This is a genomic window from Seohaeicola zhoushanensis (genome assembly GCF_014656415.1).
Taxonomy (GTDB): Bacteria; Pseudomonadota; Alphaproteobacteria; order Rhodobacterales; family Rhodobacteraceae; genus Seohaeicola_A; species Seohaeicola_A zhoushanensis.
On record NZ_BNCJ01000001.1, the window covers coordinates 326,614 to 345,707 of the forward strand.

The following is a 19,094-nucleotide window of genomic DNA, read 5'->3' on the forward strand; positions in this document are numbered from 1 at the left end:
CGCCGCGCAGGCTGTCCAAGGCCGAGGAACTGTCCACCGGTGCGGCTTCGTCTACCTCGATGCTGCGCAGCGAGGTCAGCGCCGCCTCGGAAGCATCGGCCTCCGGTTCGGCCACCTCGACGGCCCGCAGGCTGTCAAGGGCGCTCTCGGTGTCCGAAGCGTCACCGGCCGGCAGGGCGGAGATGGCGCCGAGCAGCGTCGGATCGGTCAGGATCTTCTCGATCAGCGCCTCGGCACCTGACTTGCCGTCCATGTAGGCGAGCAGCGTGGTCAGTTGGGTGCGCGCTTCGAGCAGGGCGCGCAGGGGTTCGATCTTCGCCGCGATCGCGCCGGGCGAGAAATCGGACATCTTCTCGAACACCAGGTCGACGGCGAGGTTACCCTCGCCGGTCAGCGTGTTGGGCACGCTGAATTCAACCCTCGGGGCCATCGCCTTCATCCGCTCGTCGAAATTGTCGACGTCGATCTCGAGGAACTTGCGGTCGGCGACGGCCGGTTGGGCGACGTTGGACTTGCCTGCAAGATCGCTCATCACTCCCATGACGAAGGGCAGCTGCACCTTCTTCTCGGCGCCGTAGAGCTCCACATCGTATTCGATCTGGACCCGCGGCGCCCGGTTGCGAGCGATGAACTTCTGCGAGCTGTCAGCCATCGCGGGCGTTCCTCAGGGCCGCGAGCTCGGCGCGCATGGCCTTCAGCTCCTCGTGCATCGCGGCGACCTGTTCGCCGACGATATCGGTCTCGACCTTGACCAGGTCGCGCAGGCCTTCGAACTCGGCCTCGGTCTCGTCCTCAACCGCGGATTGCATGGTGTTGACCATCAGACCGATGAAGAGGTTCAGGACCGAGAAGGTTGTCGCCATGATGAAGGGCACGAAGAAGGCCCAGGCATAGGGGAATTCCTTCATCACCGGGCGCACGATACCCATCGACCAGCTTTCCAGCGTCATGATCTGGAACAGCGAGTAGATCGACCGGCCGAGCGTGCCGAACCATTCGTCGAAGACATTGCCGAAGAGCAGCGTCGCCATCACGCCGAAGACGTAATAGACGATCGAGAGCATGATGATGACGGCGCCCATGCCGGGCAGCGCGTCGAGCAGCGCCTGCACCACCGCGCGCATCTGCGGCACCACCGAGAGCAGGCGCAGCGTCCGGATCACCCGCAGGCCGCGCAGGGCGGAGAGGCCGCCGCCGGAGGGCATAAGGCCGATGGCGACGACGATGAAATCGAAGATGTTCCAGGCGCTGTTGAAGAAGGCGAAGCGGTAGACGAAGAACTTGATCAGCAGCTCGATCACGAAGACCGTCAGCGCCAGCGTGTCTATCAGCGACAGCAGCGGGCCGACCGCCGCGACTGCCCTGTCCGAGGTGGAGAGACCCAGGGTCAGCGCGTTGACGATGATCACCGTCATGATTGTATTCTTGAACCGGTCGGATTCGACCAGGGCGCGCAGGCGCTCGCGGGTGTCGTTCTGTACGGCGTCGGTCATATCTGCCTACTTTTACCTGTCGTTGCTGTCACACCCAAAGCCCGGGTGCCGGGCCGGCGACATGTCGCCGGCCTGCGCCGTTTATTCGAAGCTGTAGGTGAAGTCCTTGTCCTTGACGTCGATGGCGACCTTCTTGATCTCGCCGCCTTCCATCATGCGGCGCAGGAACTCGGCCGAGATCTCGGGCAGCATGGTGTTGGTCACGATGGCGTCGATCATGCGGCCGCCGCTTTCGAGTTCCTGGCAGCGCTCGACGATCTCGTCGACCACCTGCTGGCTGTATTCGAAGGGCACGCCGTGGGCCTCGTTCACCCGCTTCTTGATGCGATTGAGCTGCAGCTTGGTGATCTCGGCGATCATCGTCGGCGAGAGCGGATAGTAGGGGATCGTCACCAGGCGGCCCAGCAGGGCTGCGGGGAAGATCTTGAGCAGTGGATCGCGCAGCGCCTTGGCGATGCCCTCGGGTTCGGGCATCAGGTCGGGGTCGGAACACATGTCCATGATGAGGTCCGAACCCGCGTTCGAGGTCAGCAGGATCAGCGTGTTCTTGAAGTCGATCACGCGGCCCTCGCCGTCCTCCATCACTCCCTTGTCGAAGACCTGGAAGAAGATCTCGTGGACGTCGGGGTGGGCCTTTTCCACCTCGTCCAACAGGACGACCGAGTAGGGCTTGCGCCTCACTGCCTCGGTCAGCACGCCGCCTTCGCCATAGCCGACATAGCCCGGAGGCGCTCCCTTGAGCGAGGAGACGGTATGCGCCTCCTGGTATTCGCTCATGTTGATGGTGATGACGTTCTGCTCGCCGCCGTAGAGCACCTCGGCCAGCGCCAGCGCGGTCTCGGTCTTGCCGACGCCCGAGGTGCCGGCCAGAAGGAAGACGCCGATGGGCTTGGATGGGTTGTCGAGGCCGGCGCGCGAGGTCTGGATTCGCTTGGCGATCATCTTCATCGCGTGGTCCTGGCCGATCACCCGCTTGGCGAGGTGCTCTTCCAGGTGCAGAACGGTGTCGATCTCGTCCTTGACCATGCGGCCCACGGGGATGCCGGTCCAGTCGCCGACGACGCTGGCCACGGCCTGGTGATCGACGATGGGCAGGATCAGCGGGCTTTCGCCCTGCAGGTCGGTCAGCTCCTTGTTGGCGGCCTTGAGGTCGGCCATCAGCTGGGCGCGGGCCTCGTCAGAGAGCGGGCTGGCCTCGGCCTCGCCCTCGGTCGGTGCCTGGTCAACCGGCGCGCCGCCTTCGCGCAGCTTGGCGCGCAGGTCGAGGATCTTTTCGACCACCGCCTTCTCGGCCTCCCAACGCTCGGTCAGACCTGCGAGCCGCTCTTCCTCGGCGGTCTTGGCAGCTGTCACCGCCTCGCGCCGGTCGGCCACGTCATAGCCGGCAGTCTCATCGCGGCCGATGATCTCGAGCTCTGTGCCCAGCGCCTCGATCCGGCGACGGCTGTCATCGACCTCGGCCGGCACGGCGTGCTGGCTGACCGCCACGCGGGCGCAGGCGGTGTCGAGCAGGCTGACGGACTTGTCCGGCAACTGGCGCGCCGGGATGTAGCGGGCGGACAGGGAGACGGCGGCTTCGATACCTTCGTCCAGCACCTGCACCTGGTGGTGCTTTTCGAGCATCGAGGCGATACCGCGCATCATCAGGATGGCTTTCGGGATGTCGGGCTCGTCAACCTGCACCACCTGGAAGCGGCGGGTGAGGGCCGGGTCCTTCTCGATGTATTTCTTGTATTCCGCCCAGGTCGTCGCGCCGATGGTGCGCAGCGTGCCACGCGCCAGCGCGGGCTTGAGCAGGTTCGCCGCATCGCCGGTGCCCGCCGCGCCGCCGGCGCCGACCAGCGTGTGGGTTTCGTCGACGAACATTACGATCGGGGTCGGGCTGGCCTGCACCTCGTCGATGACGGAACGCAGGCGGTTCTCGAATTCGCCCTTCATGCTGGCCCCGGCCTGCAACAGGCCGACGTCGAGCGCCAGGAGGCGCACGTTCTGCAGCGCGGGGGGCACGTCGCCGCGGGCGATGCGCAGAGCAAAGCCCTCGACCACGGCGGTCTTGCCCACCCCGGCCTCGCCGGTGAGTATCGGGTTGTTCTGGCGGCGGCGCATCAGAACGTCGACCAACTGGCGGATCTCCTCGTCACGGCCGACGATGGGGTCGATCTCGCCGTTGCGGGCCTGTTCGGTGAGGTCGGTGCAGAACTGGTCGAGCGCTTCGGTGCTCCCGAGTGCCGCCTGCCGTGCGCCGCTGGCCTCGCCGGGTTCCACCCCGCCGCCGGTCTGGCTGCCATCCTGCGGGCGCAGGCGCTCCTCGGGCGAGCCCTCGGTCGCCTTGGCGAAGTTGTCGGCGAGGTCGTCGGGGCCGATCTTGCCGAGTTCGGGCGACATTGCCTTGAGGATGTTGCGCAGCGACGGCGTCTTCAGCATCCCGAGCAGCAGGTGGCCGGTGCGCACCTGGCTGGACGAGTAGAGCAGCGAGCCCCAGACCCAGCCGCGTTCCATCGCATCGGTCAGGTGGTCGGAGAGATCGGAGATCGCCGAGGCCCCGCGCGGCAGCATGTCGAGCGCGCGGGTCATCTCGGTCGCGATCTTGCCGGGGTCGAGGTTGTAGTGCTGGATGATGCGGTGCAGGTCGCTGTCCTGCATGTTCAGCAGCTGGTGCATCCAGTGGACCAGCTCGACATAGGGGTTGCCCCGTATCTTGCAGAACACCGTCGCGCTCTCGACTGCCTGGTACCCGAGTTTGTTCAGCTTCCCGAACAACGACACACGGCTGATTTCGGTCATTGCATACCCTTCCCGTTCCCTGCGGCGGCCTTGCCGTGCCGCTCTCCTGTTGCAATCGCGCCGGGGTAGAGGAACAGGTCCTCGGCATCCGGCCTTGTCTCGTCGGCGTCGCGTCGCGACGCGATCCAGCTGGTATGTCCCAGCCGCGTCTTGCCGCCCAGGCTGGCACGCGGAACGTCGTCGCCCGCCAGCACCAGGTTGACGTCCCAGTCCAGCGCGTCACCCACATAGTTGCGCACGGCCGCCCGCAACCGGTCAAGGGACTCTCCGCCCGGCAGCAGGCGTTCGTATTTCTCGAGCGGCAGCGGGCCGATGCGGATGCGGAACTTGTCGGCGCGGGTCCAGACCTTCTGGCCGATGCTGGTCGACTGGCCGAGGCCGCCCATTCCACCCAGCTGCCACTGGTCGTCCGGCTCCAGTTCCAGCCAGGAACCGACGAATTGTTCGAGCGTCACCGGCGCCTCGAAGAAGGAGGACAGAATCGCCACCAACCCCTCGGCATTGCGCGCGCCCTGGCTGAAGAAGCCGGCGAAGTGCAGCCGCGTGTCGTCGGGCAATTGGTCGCGGCCGAGCAGGTGATCGCCGTGGAAACCGGCAATCGCCGCCACCTTGCGCGACATTGGGTCGTCGGCGCGGTCATGGCTGACCGCCGGGTTGCCGCTGTTCCAGGCGCGGTAGAGCAGCCCGGTCATGCGGTGGATCAGCATGTCGACAAAGGCGACGATGGTGCGGTCGCGGTGGTTGCGATATCGGTCGCGCACATATTCGGTCATGTGCAACGGCAGCGGCCCCTGCGGGCCGAACAGTCCGAAGAAACGGTTGGTCAGCCTGCCCGGCTTCTTCTCGCCCGGGGGCATGAAACCGGCGATGGTCGAGGGCGGGAAGGCCAGCTCGGCCTCTTGCCCGAGGCGAATGCGGTCCTCGCGCGGGCGCCGGCTTTCGCCGAGCCGCGGACTGTCCGGATAGGCCGCCTCGATGATGCGAAGCGCCTGGAACAAGTGGTGTTCCTCGGGCGCGGCGATCAACCGATCCAGGTGGCTCAGATGATCCGGCCCAGACCCTTTTCCGGTCGCCATCTGGCAATTTCCCCGCGTTTCTGCGTTTTAAGAACGGTTTCAGTAAAGCTGTTGATCGTAACGTATTTTCGCATGAAGCGTTCGAGCACAGCGCCGAGCACGTAAACGCTGGTTCCCTCGAAAAAGCTTTCGTCGAAGCCGATGGTAATTTCCAGCCCGCGCACGGCAGTGGACAGGACTTCGTCGCTCATCCGCCTGACAATCGGGCGGCTCGAAATGGAGGAGATGCCTTCCAGCTGCTTCTCGGTCACCCGGTCCCCGAGCGGCGCGTAGATGCCGACCAGTTCGCGCAGCGCCTCGGCGCCGCTGCCTTCGCCGTCAGTGTCGATGATCGAGAGATAGTTGAGGCTGAGGTGGCTGATCAGCCGCCAGGCGGTATCGCCCTGCGACAGCGTCGGATGCGGGCGCGTCGGCGAGACCGGGAGCCGGATCGAGCTGACCGGGCCGCCCTCGGGCAGCTGGAACACGTCGATGTCGCCGGTTGCCAGCAGCATAGGCAGGTCGCGGTTGGAGCAGAGCGCGCGCACCGCCAGCTGATCGAGGCTTGCCGAATAGGGGGCCTGCTTGCGGTCGACCAGGGTGAGATAGACCTCGGACCCGAGATAGCTGGTGCGCACGCCGCGCAGGCGTTCCTTCTCGGAACGCTGCCGCATCCGGCGTTTGACCGTGTAATAGGCCGGGTGAACCTCGCCCGCCGAGGTGAAGTCGGTGGCCGAGTAGAACGGGCGGAACTCCAGATCGTCCTCGCCCTCGCTGCTGATGCCGGTGACGCTATCGATACTGAAAATCTCGAAATCCATCGCCGCGGTGCGGTTCGGGATGACGTGCAACTCGGTATCGCGCGAGCTCACATGGATGCGGTCGCAACGCTTGGGGAAGAGGTTGATCGCTGGCACCGCATTCAGGATGAAGGCGTCGGGGACCACGCTGGCCGAAAGCTCGCGCCGGCCTTCGCCGAGCAGGATGTAAATATCGACCTCGGGCCCGACGGCCCTCTGGATCGCGGGGCGCAGGCCGTGCAATTCCACGAAGAGGAACCGCTCGGGCATGGCAAAGTATTCCTGCAGCAGGCGGTAGCCGTCGAAGGACCTTCGCGGCAAGGGCAGCAGTGCTTCGTCCCGCTCGAAACCGCGCGCCTTGACGCCGCTGCCGGGCAGCGGCTGCGCCCAGTCGGCCCGGCGGTCGATCGAGCGGCCGCAGAGCGCGCGGGTCTGGGTGCAGAGCAATTCGAGCATCGCCCAGTTGTTGCCGCCGCCACCCTTCAGATGCATTGTCAGGCTGTCCATCGGCAGGTCGGAAAGCTTGCCGCCGTCCTTGCGCTTCAGCCGCAGCCGGATACCGGCGCGGGCATCGGTATTGCCGGCGACACCCGCCGCCACCAGTTCGCCTCGCCCGTCGATATACTGGGCCTCGGAAATCTCGACCGGCCAGAGCGTCAGGTCGGCGGCGGTGCGGAATTCACAGGGCGTCTGCTCGCCTTCCTGCAGGCGGCTGCGCAGCAGGGTATGACGGGGCAGGACATAGCCGTTCTTGACCGCCGAATTGGTGACGTCCGGTTCGAAGGCGGCGATCATCATCGCTGGCGTCGGGGCGAGGTAATGCGGGTAGACGATTTCGAGCAGGTGGCTGGTGAAGGCCGGGTATTGCAGTTCGAGTTCCAGCTGAACCCGTGCCGAAAGGAAGGCCACCCCTTCCAGCAGACGCTCGACATAGGGGTCGAGCACCTCAGTGCCTTCCATCCCAAGCCGCGAGGCGATCTTGGGATAGGCCTCGGCGAATTCCGCGCCCATGTCGCGCAGGAAGAGAAGCTCGTTCTCGTAATGCTTCATCAACCGCGTGTCCATCGCGTCAGCTCCTCCGTTCCACGAGGACTTCGCCGGTGGTGACGTCCACCTTGGAGCGCAGGTAGAGCTCCATCGGCAGCGGTTGCGCCCACATGTCGGCACGGATGTTTAGCGCGACGGTCATGTTGCTGCCCTTTTCGTCGGGGCTGAGCGACACGTCGACCGAACCCTTGATGATGCGGGGCTCGTGTTCGGTGATGGCCTTCTCGATCGCCTTGCGGATCAGCTGCGCGCGTTCCTCGGTCGAATATTCGCCCGCGACCTCGCGCATCCCGTAGTTCAGCACCGAGCGGCGGACGTTCGGGTATTTCTCGCCGTCCATCGAGCTTTCGATGTTGTTGGTGTTCAGCAGCCAGGTCAGGTCGCGCTGGATGATTTCTCGCAGGCGCGAGATGTCGATGACGCGCTCGTCGCGGGTCTCCTTCAACTGCCCCGGCTCGTGATCGGTCAGACGGTCCAGCAACGATGGCTGGAGCCGGTCTGTCAGGGTCTTGTCAGCCATCCTGGCCTGCGTCCTTCACGTCGGCATCGGCCCCCTCGACACCGTCCATCTTCAGAAGCCGGAGGTCAAGCAGCGCGATATCGGCGGCGTCCGTCGCCAGCAGCCGCTGGCCGATGCCGGCGAAGGTCTCGGCGCCGAGGTCCGTCCATTCGGTCGCGCGGGCCAGCTTGGCCGCGGCATCGGAACTGGCGGTGGTGCCGACATAGCGCGTCGGGATCAGCGCCGGCACTTCGCCGCCATTGGCCAGCGTCAGCGTTGCGGCAGTCCAGACCGCATCGCGCAGATCGCTCGGCGCCTCCATCTCGAGCTTGGCTATGGCGTTGAACGGCAACCAGAAATACCGGCCGTTCACAATCACCTCGAGCACCGGGCCGAGGCGCATGTCGGCATCAGCGATCCATTCGAACCGTACGCCATCGGCCTCGCCCGAAGTCGCCGGCGCCGCGTCGAAGGCGCGGCTCCGCAACGCCGCCGCCTCCGTCGCCTTGCCCGCACCCAGCAGTTTCTGCGCCTCGATCAGAAGCGCCAGCCATTCCTGAGGCTCGCCGAACACCAGCGGCGATTTCTCTCCGGCAAAGACCTTCTCGCGGTAGACCTCGCAGATGATGGCCTCGCGGTAGGTCTTGGCCATCATAGTTGCCAGCGGGTCCATCTCCGCCGACAGCTTGAGCTGCGTGATCGCGCGTTTCCAGTCGCCCAAGACGCAGAGGAGCTGAAACAGGAAGATGCGCAGCTTGGCGTTCGAGGGATCCTTGCGGATCTTGTCCTGAAGCGTCGCCAGCGTGGCATCCAGATCGCCGGATTTCAAATGCTCTTCTGGGGTCATGTGCAACCTGATCCAAGGGGTATTTCAGAAACGGCAAAGTCCGGGCCACGAGGGCCCGGACGATTTCGCGATGGGAGAGATTACATCTCGCCGGCGAGGACGTCCCAGGTGAAGGTGCCGCCGGTGCCCAGCGCGCCGGTTTTCGGGTCGGCCTTCTTGTAGACGATCTCGATCCGGCGGTAGCAGAGATCCCAGCTTTCTTCCGGGATCTGCTCTTCGCCGCCCGACACTTCGTATTTGTCGATGATCGAGTCGAAGAGCTTCCAGGTCAGGTAGGGTTCCATGCCCTTGCCGCCCGTGTCTGCCGACCGGCACATCTCGATGGTGATCTCCTTGCGGGGCGTGCCGTCAGCGACCGAGAGCATGATCTTCGGCGAGGCGATGCTGAGTTCGGAGGTCAGGGAAACCTTGCCGAGGCTCGAGTTGGCGTAGCCGCGCTGGGTGGTGCCGAGGTCATCCATGTCCAGGGTGCGGGTGACTTCCCACGAGATGGTCTTGACCGGGATCCAGTCCTTGTGGTTGCGCTCCATGCTCTCGCCGGGGATGTCGCCGATTTTTACGAAGGTGTTTTCCATTTTGAAGTATCCTTTCTGAGTGCGGCGTTATTCGCCAATTAAGGTTCCGCCTTCGAGACGCCAGGTAATTACGCGCCTTTCTCCGAGGGCAGTTTCGATACCAGACGAAGGGAGACGGACAGCCCTTCGAGCTGGTAGTGGGGGCGGAGGTAGAACTTGGACGAGTAGTATCCGGGGTTGCCCTCCACTTCTTCCACGACGACTTCGGCGGCGGCGAGCGGCTTGCGGGCCTTTTCGCGTTCAGACGACACGTCCGCGTTGAAGTCGACGTATTGGTTGATCCAGTTCTGCAGCCAGCTTTCCATGTCGTTCCGGCTCTTGAACGAGCCGATCTTGTCGCGGACCATGCACTTCAGGTAGTGGGCGAAGCGGCAGGTCGCGAAGAGGTAGGGCAGGCGTGCTGCCAGGTTGGCGTTGGCGGTTGCGTCGGGATCGTCGTATTCGGCCGGCTTGTGCAGCGACTGGGCGCCGATGAAAGCCGCGATGTCGGAATTCTTGCGGTGGATCAGCGGCATCATGCCGTTCTTGGCAAGTTCCGCCTCGCGCCGGTCCGAGATCGCGATCTCGGTCGGGCACTTCTGGTCCACGCCGCCGTCATCGGTCGGGAAGGTGTGGCTGGGCAGGTTCATCACCGCGCCACCGCTCTCCACCCCGCGAATACGCGAGCACCAGCCGAACTCCTTGAACGAGCGGTTGATGTTGACCGCCATGCCGTAGGCCGCGTTGACCCAGGAGTACTTTTCGCTGTCCGCACCCTCGGTGTCTTCCTCGAAGGCGAAGGCCTCGACCGGGTCGGTCTTGGAGCCATAGGGCAGACGGCCCAGGAAGCGCGGCATTGCGAGGCCGACATACTTGGAGTCCTCGCTTTCGCGCAGGGAACGCCAGCTTGCATATTCCGGCGTCTGGAAGATCTTGGTCAGATCGCGCGGGTTGGCGAGTTCGGACCAGCTGTCCATCTGGAACAGCGTCGGCTTGGCGCCCACGATCAGCGGGGCGTGGGCCGCTGCAGCGATCTTGGACATCTCGCCCAGCAGCTCGACATCCGGCGGGCTGTGGTCGAAGTGGTAGTCCGCCACCAGCGTGCCGTAGGGCTCGCCGCCGAACTGGCCGAATTCCTCTTCGTAGAGCTTCTTGAAGATCGGCGACTGGTCCCAGGCGGTGCCTTTGAACTTGCGCAGGGTCTTGTGCATGTCCTTCTTCGAGATGTTCATCACGCGGATCTTGAGCATCTCGTCGGTTTCGGTGTTGTTCACCAGATAGTGCAGACCGCGCCACGCGCTTTCCAGCGTCTGGAACTCGGAGTTGTGCAGGATCAGGTTGACCTGCTCGGTCAGCTTCTTGTCGATCTCGGCGACGATGCTCTCGATCGAACGCAGCGCGTCGTCGGAAATCAGCGCGGTATTGGCGAGCGCCTGCTGGGCGAGCGTCTTGACCGCGTTCTGGACGGCCGACTTGGCCTGGTCCGACTTAGGCCGGAATTCCTTGCTCAGCAGCGCTTCGAATTCGGAGGAACCGAATGCGGTTGCGCCGGCGGCGGGTGCGACTTGTGCTTGTTCTTCAGCCATCTCTCCGCCTCCTTATTCTTCGGCCTTGGGCGCAGGCTGCGCCGCCAGGGTTTTCAGCAGGCTCGGATCCTGAATGATCTTGGCGATCAGGTTCTCGGCTCCGGTCTTGCCATCCATGTAGGTCATCAGGTTCGACAGCTGGGTGCGGGCTTCCAGCAGCTCGCGCAGCGGCTCGACCTTGCGGGCGATGGCGGCGGGCGAGAAGTCATCCATGCTCTCGAAGGTGATGTCGACAGCGAGGTTGCCTTCGCCGGTCAGCGTGTTCGGCACGGTGAAGGCGGCGCGCGGGGCCATCGACTTCATCCGGTCGTCGAAGTTGTCGACGTCGATCTCCAGGAACTTCCGGTCGGCAACCGCCGGCTGCTCCACTTCGGACTTGCCGGAAAGGTCGCTCATCACCCCCATCACGAAGGGCAGCTGCACCTTCTTCTCGGCGCCGTAGAGTTCCACATCATACTCGATCTGGACCCGCGGTGCCCGGTTACGGGCGATGAATTTCTGTGAACTTCCGCTCATGTCGTGCTCCTTGATGTGCCTTCAATATCCTGGTGAGTCTGTCGTGGTCTGTGAACAACATCACAGGCCGAAAATTATTCGTCGCTCAGACCGCCGATGACATTCACGTTGTCGATGCCGTCAGGGGCGATATCGCGCATGATGGTCAGGAAATCGGCGCTGACCAGACGCTTGGCCCGCTTCAGCAACAGCGGAATCGGGCTCGAAGGTTCGTAGCGGGCATAATACTCGATAATGCGGTCGAGCGCGTTACCCACGTCGGAGGGCGTGCGAATCGCGCCGACAGCGGCACCGCCGCCTCCGGCTGCCGGTGCGCCACGCGGAGTGTCATCGCCGGCCGCTTGCGGCGAAGCGTCGTCCTCGGGGGCGTCCGCCGCATCGCTGCCGGCGTATTTGGCCAGTGTCTTGCTGATCTGGAACAGCAGACGCACGGCCGGGTCGAGATCGGGCCCCTGCCCCGGCGTCTGATCGTCGAAGACGGCCGAAATGGCCTTGAGGTTGTCGGTCGCACGCTTGGCATCGTCGAGCAGCATCGACAGCGTGCCGGGATCCGTGTCGCGGAATGCCGCGCTGACCTGGGCCGAATCCGGCGGGTTCTCCATCCCTTCGGGGACCGGCGACTGGCCTTCGGCGATCTCGATGTCGCGCATCGAGAAACCACCGAAACTGCGGCTGTCGGTCAACGGAACCTTGCGCAGCGACTTGTAGACCGCCGAGGGACCGCCCATGCCGCCGGGCTGGCCACACAGACCCTGTACAGCATTTATCCGCATGGTCGGGTCGTTGTCGTCGTCGGCGTCCAGCTCGGGAAAACAGGTCTCCCAGTATTTCTCGAGATAGCCGCGGATCACCTGGGTCGCGTTGGCGAATCCCGAAAGCCCCTCGGTGTTCAGCGCGGCGTCGGCCATGTATACGGCCGCGCGCAGATCATGGCTCTGCCCCATGATCTCGAGCGCCTTGACCGCGACTTCGCCGTAGTCGGGTACCTTGCCCCCGTCCTCGGGGTCGTCGAACTGGGTTTCTTCGCCAGGCTGGGCGGCCTGCTCCATTTCGACAAAAACAGGATCGTATTCGAGGTTCTCGCCACTTGGAGAATCCTCGCTAATCGGTTCCAGCAGGACTTCCGGGTCCATCCGGCCTCCCTTCGACGGCCTGCTGTCCACAGGCCCAAATCAGCGCGCACCGTCTTGCCCCCATTCCGGTTCGCGCCGCGTTCAACTTCAATCAGTACAATGCAAGTATACCTTGACCCCAAGTCAGCCTTATCGTTTTCTCAAAGTCAATTGGAGCAATTGGATTTCTAAGCGTTTTCAGGAGGTGTGTGACATGGCGACCGAAGCTCTCAGCGGGCCGTTACTCAAGAAGAAGATCAGCAAGGCCAAGAAAGCGCCGCTGTCCTTCGCCTTTGTCCCCGGGAAGAAGCCGGAGGACTCTATCCTCATGCTTCACAAGAAGAAAAACCCTTCGCTGCTGGGCAAGGAGGCCAAGGCCGAGGGTGACAGCCCGAAGTTCGCCTTCGGGACGATCAAGATCAACGGCAAGGTCGCCGAGCTGACCTGCGGGCGCCACTTCGGCCAGCTGGCGAAGCAGTGCAAGAAGTTCCTGCGCGCCAACAAGGTGCAGCTGAACGTCATCATCTTCAGCGAGGATGGCCAGGAGATCGAGAGCGACGTCGAGGATCTGCCCGACGATCCCGAGTTCGACGCGCTCGCCGCCGAGGATGAGGCCGAGGACGACGGCCAGGAGCCGCAACAGGACAGCCAGGAAGAGGAAGAGGAAGAGCAAGCCCAGGCCGTCGGCCCCGACGCGGGCCAGCTCGCCCAGCGCCTCAAGGCCGTTCAGCCTGCCATCATGGCGGCGCCGGGAGAGGCCGGCGAGAAGCTGAAGAAGGTCATGGGCATGGCCGTCCAGCTCATCAAGGCGGGCGACCTGGTCAAGGCCGACCAGACCGTGACCGCGCTGGAGGGGGCCGTCGCCAAGCTGGGCAATGCGCCAGCGGCGCCGCCGCCCGAGCCGGCCCCGGCCGCCAGCAACGACAACGACGGCAAGCCAGACACCAAGGCGCTGATCGCCCGGGCCAATGCGCTCAAGCAGCCGATCGGCGCGGTGCAGGGCGCGGCGCGTGACAAGCTGATCGCGGCGCTGACCAATGCCGCGCAGCTTATCAAGTCGGGCGACCTCGCAGGGGCCGACGCGCTGCTGACCAAGATCGAGGCCGCCGTCGCCAAGACCGCCGGCACCGCCTCGCAGGAAACCGCTGCCAGAGACGCCCTGCCGCCGGAGGCCGCCAAGTGGTTTGCCGCCGAGGGCAAGCTCGCGCCGCTGGTCGAGAAGGCGATGCAGGAGAAGAAGGGCGATCTCGACGGCATCAACCGCGCCTTCAACTATGCCCGCGAGCTGGCGGCCGACGGCGCCTATGACCGGGCGCTGGCCGCTGCCGGCAAGGTGGCGCAGCTGCTGAAGGAGGCGGCCTCGGCCACCACCAGTGCCGCCGCGCAGGAAGCGCAGGACGCGATCCCCGACAACGTGGTACCCTTCGTGCAGTCGCGCCTGGCCTGGATCAACACCCGCAAGGCGCTGCACCAGCAGATCTCGGGCCTCAAGTCGGCCATCGACTCGACGACCTCCGATGTCGAAGGGCTCGAGGATATCCCGTCGCGGTCGGGCAAGCTGTTCGACTATCTCAACGATATCGACACCGACCTTGAGGACACGCTCGAGAAGCTGGTCGAGACCCCCGAGGGCGATGCCCGCACCGCCCTCAAGGAGCAGGCGCGTGGCATCATCGCGACCTATCAGGGCGTGCTCGATACGCCGTTCTTCCAGGCCGTCGATGACAACGGCTTTGTCGCGACAAACATCCGCGGCTCTGCCCTGGATTCGCTCAGCAAGGTCAGCGCGGCGCTGGCTTCATAACCGCCGCGCCCGCCGGGTGCCGCTACGGAGGACGAGATGCGTTACCTGACTATCCTCGCCGGCTGCCTTGCGGCCGGTCTTGCCCTTGCACCCGCTGCCCATGCGCAGGACGGCGGGCTGACTGTCGAGCTGAACAAGTTCGAGGAAATCGATGGCGGCGGCTGCCGCGCCTTCTTCCTGTTCAGGAACGCGACCAAGACCGGCTTCGACGGCTTCGAGATGAGCCTGGCCATCCTCGACAAGAACGGCGTGATCGACCGGCTCCTGTCGATCGACGCCGCGCCGCTGCCGGTGGCGCGCACCACGCTCAAGCTCTTCGAGATCCCGGAGACGAGCTGCGCGAACATCTCCGAGATCCTGCTGCACGAACTGACCTCGTGCCGCCCGCAGAACGCCGAGGAAATGGACTGCTTTCCGATCCTCACCCTGAACAGCAAAACCTCAGCCGCGCTGGTCAAGTAAGCGATGACCGGCACGCTCGACATGCTGGTGAGCGGCGGCCCGATCATCGCGGTGCTGCTGGTGCTCTCGCTGGTTTCGCTGACGGTGATCGTGGTCAAGGCGATCCAGCTCTGGCCGGTGACCAGCGGCAAGGCGGCCCGCGCTGCCGCGCTCGAGACCTGGAAATCGGGTGACCGGCACGGCGCGCAAAAGGCGCTGGAAGCGGGCAAGTCGCCGGCCGACCGGGTGACCGCCTATGCCATGCGCGCGATGACCGCGGGGCTGAAAGGTGCAGCGCTCGAAGCCGAGCTGACACGGCGCGGCAACGAGGAACTGGCGTCGATGAACCGGATGATCCGGTTGCTGGAGCTGATCGCGATGATCTCGCCGCTGCTGGGGCTGCTTGGCACCGTGCTGGGCATGATCCAGTCGTTCCAGGAGCTTGCGCTGGCCGAGGGCGCCGCCAATGCCTCGCTGCTGGCGGGCGGCATCTGGCAGGCGCTGCTGACCACCGCCGCCGGTCTTCTGGTCGCCATTCCCGCGGCTGTTGCCGCCAGCCTGCTGGCCGCGCGGATCGAGAATGCTGCGCAGAACATCGAAAGCGCGGTCGGCCAGCTGATGCTCGCCGACCAGAACCCGAACCTCTGAGAGGGGCTCATGGCCGGCACTGGCCTCAGACGTCCGACACGGCCCGCCCGGCTGATTTCGCTGGTGCCGATGATCGACGTCATGCTGATCATGCTGGTCTTCTTCATGGTCACATCGACCTATCTCAACCTCGACATGATCCCGGCCGTGCACCAACAGGACAGTCCCGCGCAGGCTGCGGCGCCAAGCGATGCTGGCGGCACGCTGATGATCCGCCTCGGTTCGGATGGTATCCCGGTGGTGCAGGGGGCGGCGGTGCCGGCTGGCGTGCTTTCCGCGCTGCTGGCGGGCAGGTTGGCTGATGACCCGTTGCTGCAGGTGCTGGTGCTCCCTTCGGGCGGGGCGACCACGCAGGCACTGATCTCGGTGATGGACGAAGCCGCGCGCGCCGGAGCGGTGCGGCTGCGGGTCGTGCGGCTGGAGGCGCGGCCATGAAGCTGACGCGCCGCGCCCCGGCCCAGCATGGCGAGACCATTGTCGCCCTTATCGACGTGGTTTTCTTCCTGCTGATCTTCTTCATGCTGATCGGCCGGATGGACGCCACCGCTCCCTTCGACGTGATCCCACCCGTTGCCGCCTCGGGCAGCGACATGCCCGCCGGCGGCGCCACGCTCTCGATTGCCGCCGATGGCGCGCTGGCGCTGGACGGTGCGGGGGTCGAGCGCGCCGTGTTGGAAGCCGCGCTTTCGGAGCGTCTTGCCGGGGACCCGGCCTTGCGGTTGCGCGTCAACGCCCATCGTGATGCCGAGCTGCGCCACGTCCTGCCGCTGGTCGGCGCGGCCGAGGCGATGGGGTTCCGCGACGTGGTGCTGGTGGTGACGCCAGCCCCTGCCCCATGAGCACCGCGCGCTGGACCGCCGGACTCGCCGTTTCGGCGCTGCTCCATGCCGGCGGCTATGGCGCGCTGGCGCTTGCGGTGAGGCCGGAGCCGGTCGAAGACCAGCCGCTGCCGCCAAGCAAGCTTGACGTTCAGGCCTACCAGCTTGACCGGACCGAGGCGCAACAGGCCCGGCCCGAGACCGAAGCCGCGCCGGAAGAACAGGCCCAGGGCGCCGCCGTCGCGCAGGGAGTGATCCCGCAGTCGCAGGCCCGGCCAGCCGAAGCGCCGGCCGAGCCGCTTGCGCCGGAACGCCCCGAACCCGATACGCTGATTGCCAGCGCTACGCCTCCGCCGCAGCTTGAAGCGGCGCGGCCTCCGGCGGCGGCCTTGGCGGCGGCACAGGCGGCGCCTTTGGTCGCCCGGCCGGCCAGTGCGACACCAACTGCCGTGTCCGCAGCTATCGCCGCCGCCCGCCCACTGGCGGCGGCACTTGCGCTGCCCGCCGCATTGCGGCCCGAGGCTGCCGAGCTGGTTTCCCTGCAACCGAGCTCGCAGGCTGCCCCTGCCCTGCCCGCCGCCGCACCTGCCCCAGTCGCGTTGCCCGAGAACGCCCCGGAGGCGCAGGCCGCCCCACAGGCGACGCCCGATGCCGCAGCGTTGCCCGACACGCCAGCAGCCACCGAACCGCTGGCGCAAGCAGTGGCAAATGCCACCCCGACCGCTGCGACCGAGCCACCGGCGAAAGCACTCAAGGCGACGCTTGCCTTCCCTTCGGGGGAGGGCGATGTCGATCCGGTCTCGCTTGCCGCTTTCCAGAGTTTCATGCAGCCCGGCGACCTTGCCGTGCAGGGCGACCCGCTGCGCGACGGTGTTTCGGCGCTGCTGTCGCAGGTGCCCTGCTCGCGCCTCCAGGTCGCCTTCGACCCGGATACGGCCACGCTCCAGATCAACGGGCATGTGCCCGAGAACGACCTACGGGCGCCTGTCCTGGCTGCGCTGCAGGCGCAGATGGGCGAGGATATCCGTGTTTCGGACAACATCCTGATCCTGCCGCGCCCACAGTGCGGCGCGCTCTCGGGGATTGCCGACGTCGGCCTGCCGCAGTCCAACGACCAGTCGACCAACCCGCTGCTGATTGGCGAGGCGTCGCAGGCGCGGAACCTCGATTTCGTCAAGGACCAGCGGCTGTGGTTCGAACTGACCGCGCCAGAGTATGACGCCTATGTCTACGTCGATTACTTCGATTCCGGCGGCAACGTGATCCACCTGGCGCCGAATGACCAGGTGCCGGTCAACCTCGCCACCCGCGACAGCGCCCTGCGCGTCGGCACCAAGACCGACGCCGATCCGGGGCTCAAAATCGTGATCGGCCCGCCCTATGGTCAGGAAATCGCAGTGGCCTTTGCCGCCTCGGAGCAGCTTTACGACGGGCTGCGTCCGCTGATCGAGCCGGCGGCGCCCTATCTTGCCTATCTCAAGGCGCGGGTCGCCGAGGCGCGCGCGGCGAACCCGGAGTTCAAGGGTGAGTGGGTCTATTTCTTCGTGACAACCGCCGAGCGGTGATCACATGCAACCGCCGGCCGCCCAGGCCTTGAGGTTGCGCTTGAGCGTGCCGCCGAAGGGGTGCGCCTTGGTAAGCGAACGCTGCATGTTCAGGCTCAGGTAGGTGTTCGCCTGGGTGCAGATGCGTTCGCGGGTCCACTCGTGGCAGTTAGAGCAGTGCTGACCCTTCCAGTAGGACTCCGGCAGCCCTTCGATCGGCGGGAAGATCGGCGAGCCGTCGATCAGCTGGGCGATAGACTTGCCATTGACCTCGGGCACTTCGGACAGCAGCGGGGTGTCGAAGGTAACGATGCCGGGCGTGCTGACCTCTTCGGTCGCGGGGGCGGGCAGGGGCTTGTCCATCGGCCCGCCACCGGGACCGACCGGGTCGTTGCCGTTCTTCTCGCGCAGCGCGGCAAGTTCCTGTTGGGCGAACTCGGCAAAGGTGCCGTTCGGGTAGCTCTGCAGGTAGGCACCCCAGGAGGCTTCGCTCGGGTCGGCCTGTGCCGCTTCGAACATCTTCTGCTCATCCGCCGTCGGGCCAGCAGCGGCAGCCTTGGGCTGCGCAGGCTTCTTGCCGGCGAGTTCTTCCTCGATCACCTGGGCGAGCAGGCTGCGGGCATCCTCGGCAAACTTGCTGTTCCCGTAGCCACGCAGGAAGAGCATGATCTGCACCGGGTCCCGGGTCTGCCTGACCGAGTTCCAGAACTGCTCGGCCTCGAGATCGGCCGCAGACTGCGGCGTTGCCTGGGCGAAGGTGAAATCGTTGGTCAGCGAAGAGGAATCCCAGGGCGTCTGCCGCCCGCCGGTTTCCTGGATGACCTCGACGCGCACCTGCTTGAACATCTGTTCGATCGGCATTCCGGGCGTCGGCAGCAGCTTGGCCAACGCGTGGGTGAAGGGGCTGTTGCCCTGCAACCCGTCGAGCGCGACCGAACCAGGCGCAGTGGCATAGGAAAGGAAGGTGCCGGTGGGCGCCTGCATTTCGGCCAGGCCGTTGTCGTTGAACTGGGGAATCTCGCTGAACGGGTTGTTGCGGCAGGCGTCCAGGATCACGATGTTCGTCTTGTTGCGCGCCGAATACATCTGCCGCAGCACGGTCTGCGCCTCGATCGCCATCAGGTCGAGGTCGGCAGCGTCGTTCAGGGCGATGTCGACCGGCAACAGGTAGTTGTTGCCGAAGGACTGGACCCCGTGGCCGGCGTAGTAGAACAGGCCCGTGGCATCCGATCCGGCGTCGCGCAGGGCGCGCCCGAACTGCGAAATACCGCGCTTCATCTCGGACTGGCTGGCGTCGATCAGCACGGTAACATCGAAACCGAGGTCGGTCAGCGTGTCGGCGATCAGCTTGGCGTCATGCGCGGGATTGTCGAGTGGGGTGACAGAGCCGTAATTCGAATTGCCCAGAACCAGAGCGATCCGGGGTTCGGCATGTGCGACGCCGGCCATAAGGACCAGCCAGCACAGAAGGGTTCTCAACATGACTCGCACGTGTTCATCCTGCTCTCGCTTGCACCCCATGTCACCCGGAATGAACGACCGGCGC

Annotated in this window: 17 protein-coding genes and 1 pseudogene; 6 read left to right on the forward strand and 12 right to left on the reverse strand. The window is 65.3% G+C overall.

Annotation, left to right across the window (positions count from 1 at the left end):
• Positions 1-145: 145 nt before the first annotated feature.
• From tssB (IE266_RS26810) to tssA, 11 genes and pseudogenes are all read right to left on the reverse strand, one after another.
• A pseudogene (gene tssB, locus IE266_RS26810) lies at positions 146-652 on the reverse strand (type VI secretion system contractile sheath small subunit); the annotation flags it as partial.
• On the reverse strand, positions 645-1,493 hold the full coding sequence (locus IE266_RS01545) for an ion transporter (RefSeq protein WP_189678269.1): 849 nt from the start codon (positions 1,491-1,493) through the stop codon (positions 645-647). The gene IE266_RS01545 and the pseudogene tssB (IE266_RS26810), both read right to left, overlap by 8 nt.
• A gap of 81 nt (positions 1,494-1,574) precedes the next feature.
• Entirely contained in the window at positions 1,575-4,277 is a 2,703-nt protein-coding gene (gene tssH, locus IE266_RS01550; RefSeq protein ID WP_189678270.1) for a type VI secretion system ATPase TssH, read from the reverse strand.
• Entirely contained in the window at positions 4,274-5,353 is a 1,080-nt protein-coding gene (gene tssG, locus IE266_RS01555; RefSeq protein ID WP_189678271.1) for a type VI secretion system baseplate subunit TssG, read from the reverse strand. The genes tssH and tssG overlap by 4 nt, the downstream gene beginning before the upstream one ends.
• Positions 5,317-7,197 (reverse strand): type VI secretion system baseplate subunit TssF, encoded by a 1,881-nt coding sequence (gene tssF / locus IE266_RS01560; protein ID WP_189678272.1) that lies wholly within the window; start codon positions 7,195-7,197, stop codon positions 5,317-5,319. Before tssF ends, tssG begins: the two co-directional genes overlap by 37 nt.
• A gap of 4 nt (positions 7,198-7,201) precedes the next feature.
• On the reverse strand, positions 7,202-7,699 hold the full coding sequence (gene tssE, locus IE266_RS01565) for a type VI secretion system baseplate subunit TssE (RefSeq protein WP_189678273.1): 498 nt from the start codon (positions 7,697-7,699) through the stop codon (positions 7,202-7,204).
• A complete protein-coding gene (locus tag IE266_RS01570; RefSeq protein ID WP_189678274.1) occupies positions 7,692-8,525 on the reverse strand; it encodes a type VI secretion system accessory protein TagJ in 834 nt (277 codons plus the stop codon). Before IE266_RS01570 ends, tssE begins: the two co-directional genes overlap by 8 nt.
• Before the next feature lie 80 nt (positions 8,526-8,605).
• A complete protein-coding gene (locus IE266_RS01575) occupies positions 8,606-9,100 on the reverse strand; it encodes an Hcp family type VI secretion system effector (protein WP_189678275.1) in 495 nt (164 codons plus the stop codon).
• A gap of 68 nt (positions 9,101-9,168) precedes the next feature.
• Positions 9,169-10,665, reverse strand: a complete 1,497-nt coding sequence (gene tssC / locus IE266_RS01580; RefSeq protein WP_189678276.1) for a type VI secretion system contractile sheath large subunit — start codon at positions 10,663-10,665, stop codon at positions 9,169-9,171.
• Between the two features lie 12 nt (positions 10,666-10,677).
• Complete coding sequence (tssB, locus tag IE266_RS01585) at positions 10,678-11,181, reverse strand: type VI secretion system contractile sheath small subunit (protein WP_189678277.1); 504 nt, start codon at positions 11,179-11,181, stop codon at positions 10,678-10,680.
• A gap of 74 nt (positions 11,182-11,255) precedes the next feature.
• Positions 11,256-12,314, reverse strand: coding sequence for a type VI secretion system protein TssA (tssA, locus tag IE266_RS01590; protein ID WP_189678278.1), 1,059 nt, complete (start codon positions 12,312-12,314; stop codon positions 11,256-11,258).
• A gap of 193 nt (positions 12,315-12,507) precedes the next feature.
• On the opposite strand from tssA, the gene IE266_RS01595 reads away from it, so the two are divergent.
• Genes IE266_RS01595 through IE266_RS01620 form a run of 6 tightly spaced genes read left to right on the forward strand, consistent with a single transcriptional unit; the run spans position 12,508 to position 17,569 of the window.
• On the forward strand, positions 12,508-14,097 hold the full coding sequence (locus IE266_RS01595) for a hypothetical protein (protein WP_189678279.1): 1,590 nt from the start codon (positions 12,508-12,510) through the stop codon (positions 14,095-14,097).
• Positions 14,098-14,133: 36 nt separating this feature from the next.
• Positions 14,134-14,559, forward strand: coding sequence for a hypothetical protein (locus IE266_RS01600; protein ID WP_189678280.1), 426 nt, complete (start codon positions 14,134-14,136; stop codon positions 14,557-14,559).
• A gap of 3 nt (positions 14,560-14,562) precedes the next feature.
• On the forward strand, positions 14,563-15,186 hold the full coding sequence (locus IE266_RS01605) for a MotA/TolQ/ExbB proton channel family protein (protein ID WP_189678281.1): 624 nt from the start codon (positions 14,563-14,565) through the stop codon (positions 15,184-15,186).
• A gap of 9 nt (positions 15,187-15,195) precedes the next feature.
• Complete coding sequence (locus IE266_RS01610) at positions 15,196-15,621, forward strand: ExbD/TolR family protein (protein WP_229863859.1); 426 nt, start codon at positions 15,196-15,198, stop codon at positions 15,619-15,621.
• The gene (locus IE266_RS01615) at positions 15,618-16,025 is read left to right on the forward strand and encodes an ExbD/TolR family protein (protein ID WP_189678282.1); all 408 of its coding nucleotides are present in this window, start codon (positions 15,618-15,620) and stop codon (positions 16,023-16,025) included. Before IE266_RS01610 ends, IE266_RS01615 begins: the two co-directional genes overlap by 4 nt.
• Positions 16,022-17,569 (forward strand): DUF4384 domain-containing protein, encoded by a 1,548-nt coding sequence (locus tag IE266_RS01620; protein ID WP_189678283.1) that lies wholly within the window; start codon positions 16,022-16,024, stop codon positions 17,567-17,569. Before IE266_RS01615 ends, IE266_RS01620 begins: the two co-directional genes overlap by 4 nt.
• On the opposite strand, the gene IE266_RS01625 is transcribed toward IE266_RS01620, so the two are convergent.
• Positions 17,570-19,030, reverse strand: a complete 1,461-nt coding sequence (locus IE266_RS01625; RefSeq protein WP_189678284.1) for a caspase family protein — start codon at positions 19,028-19,030, stop codon at positions 17,570-17,572.
• Positions 19,031-19,094 lie beyond the last annotated feature (64 nt).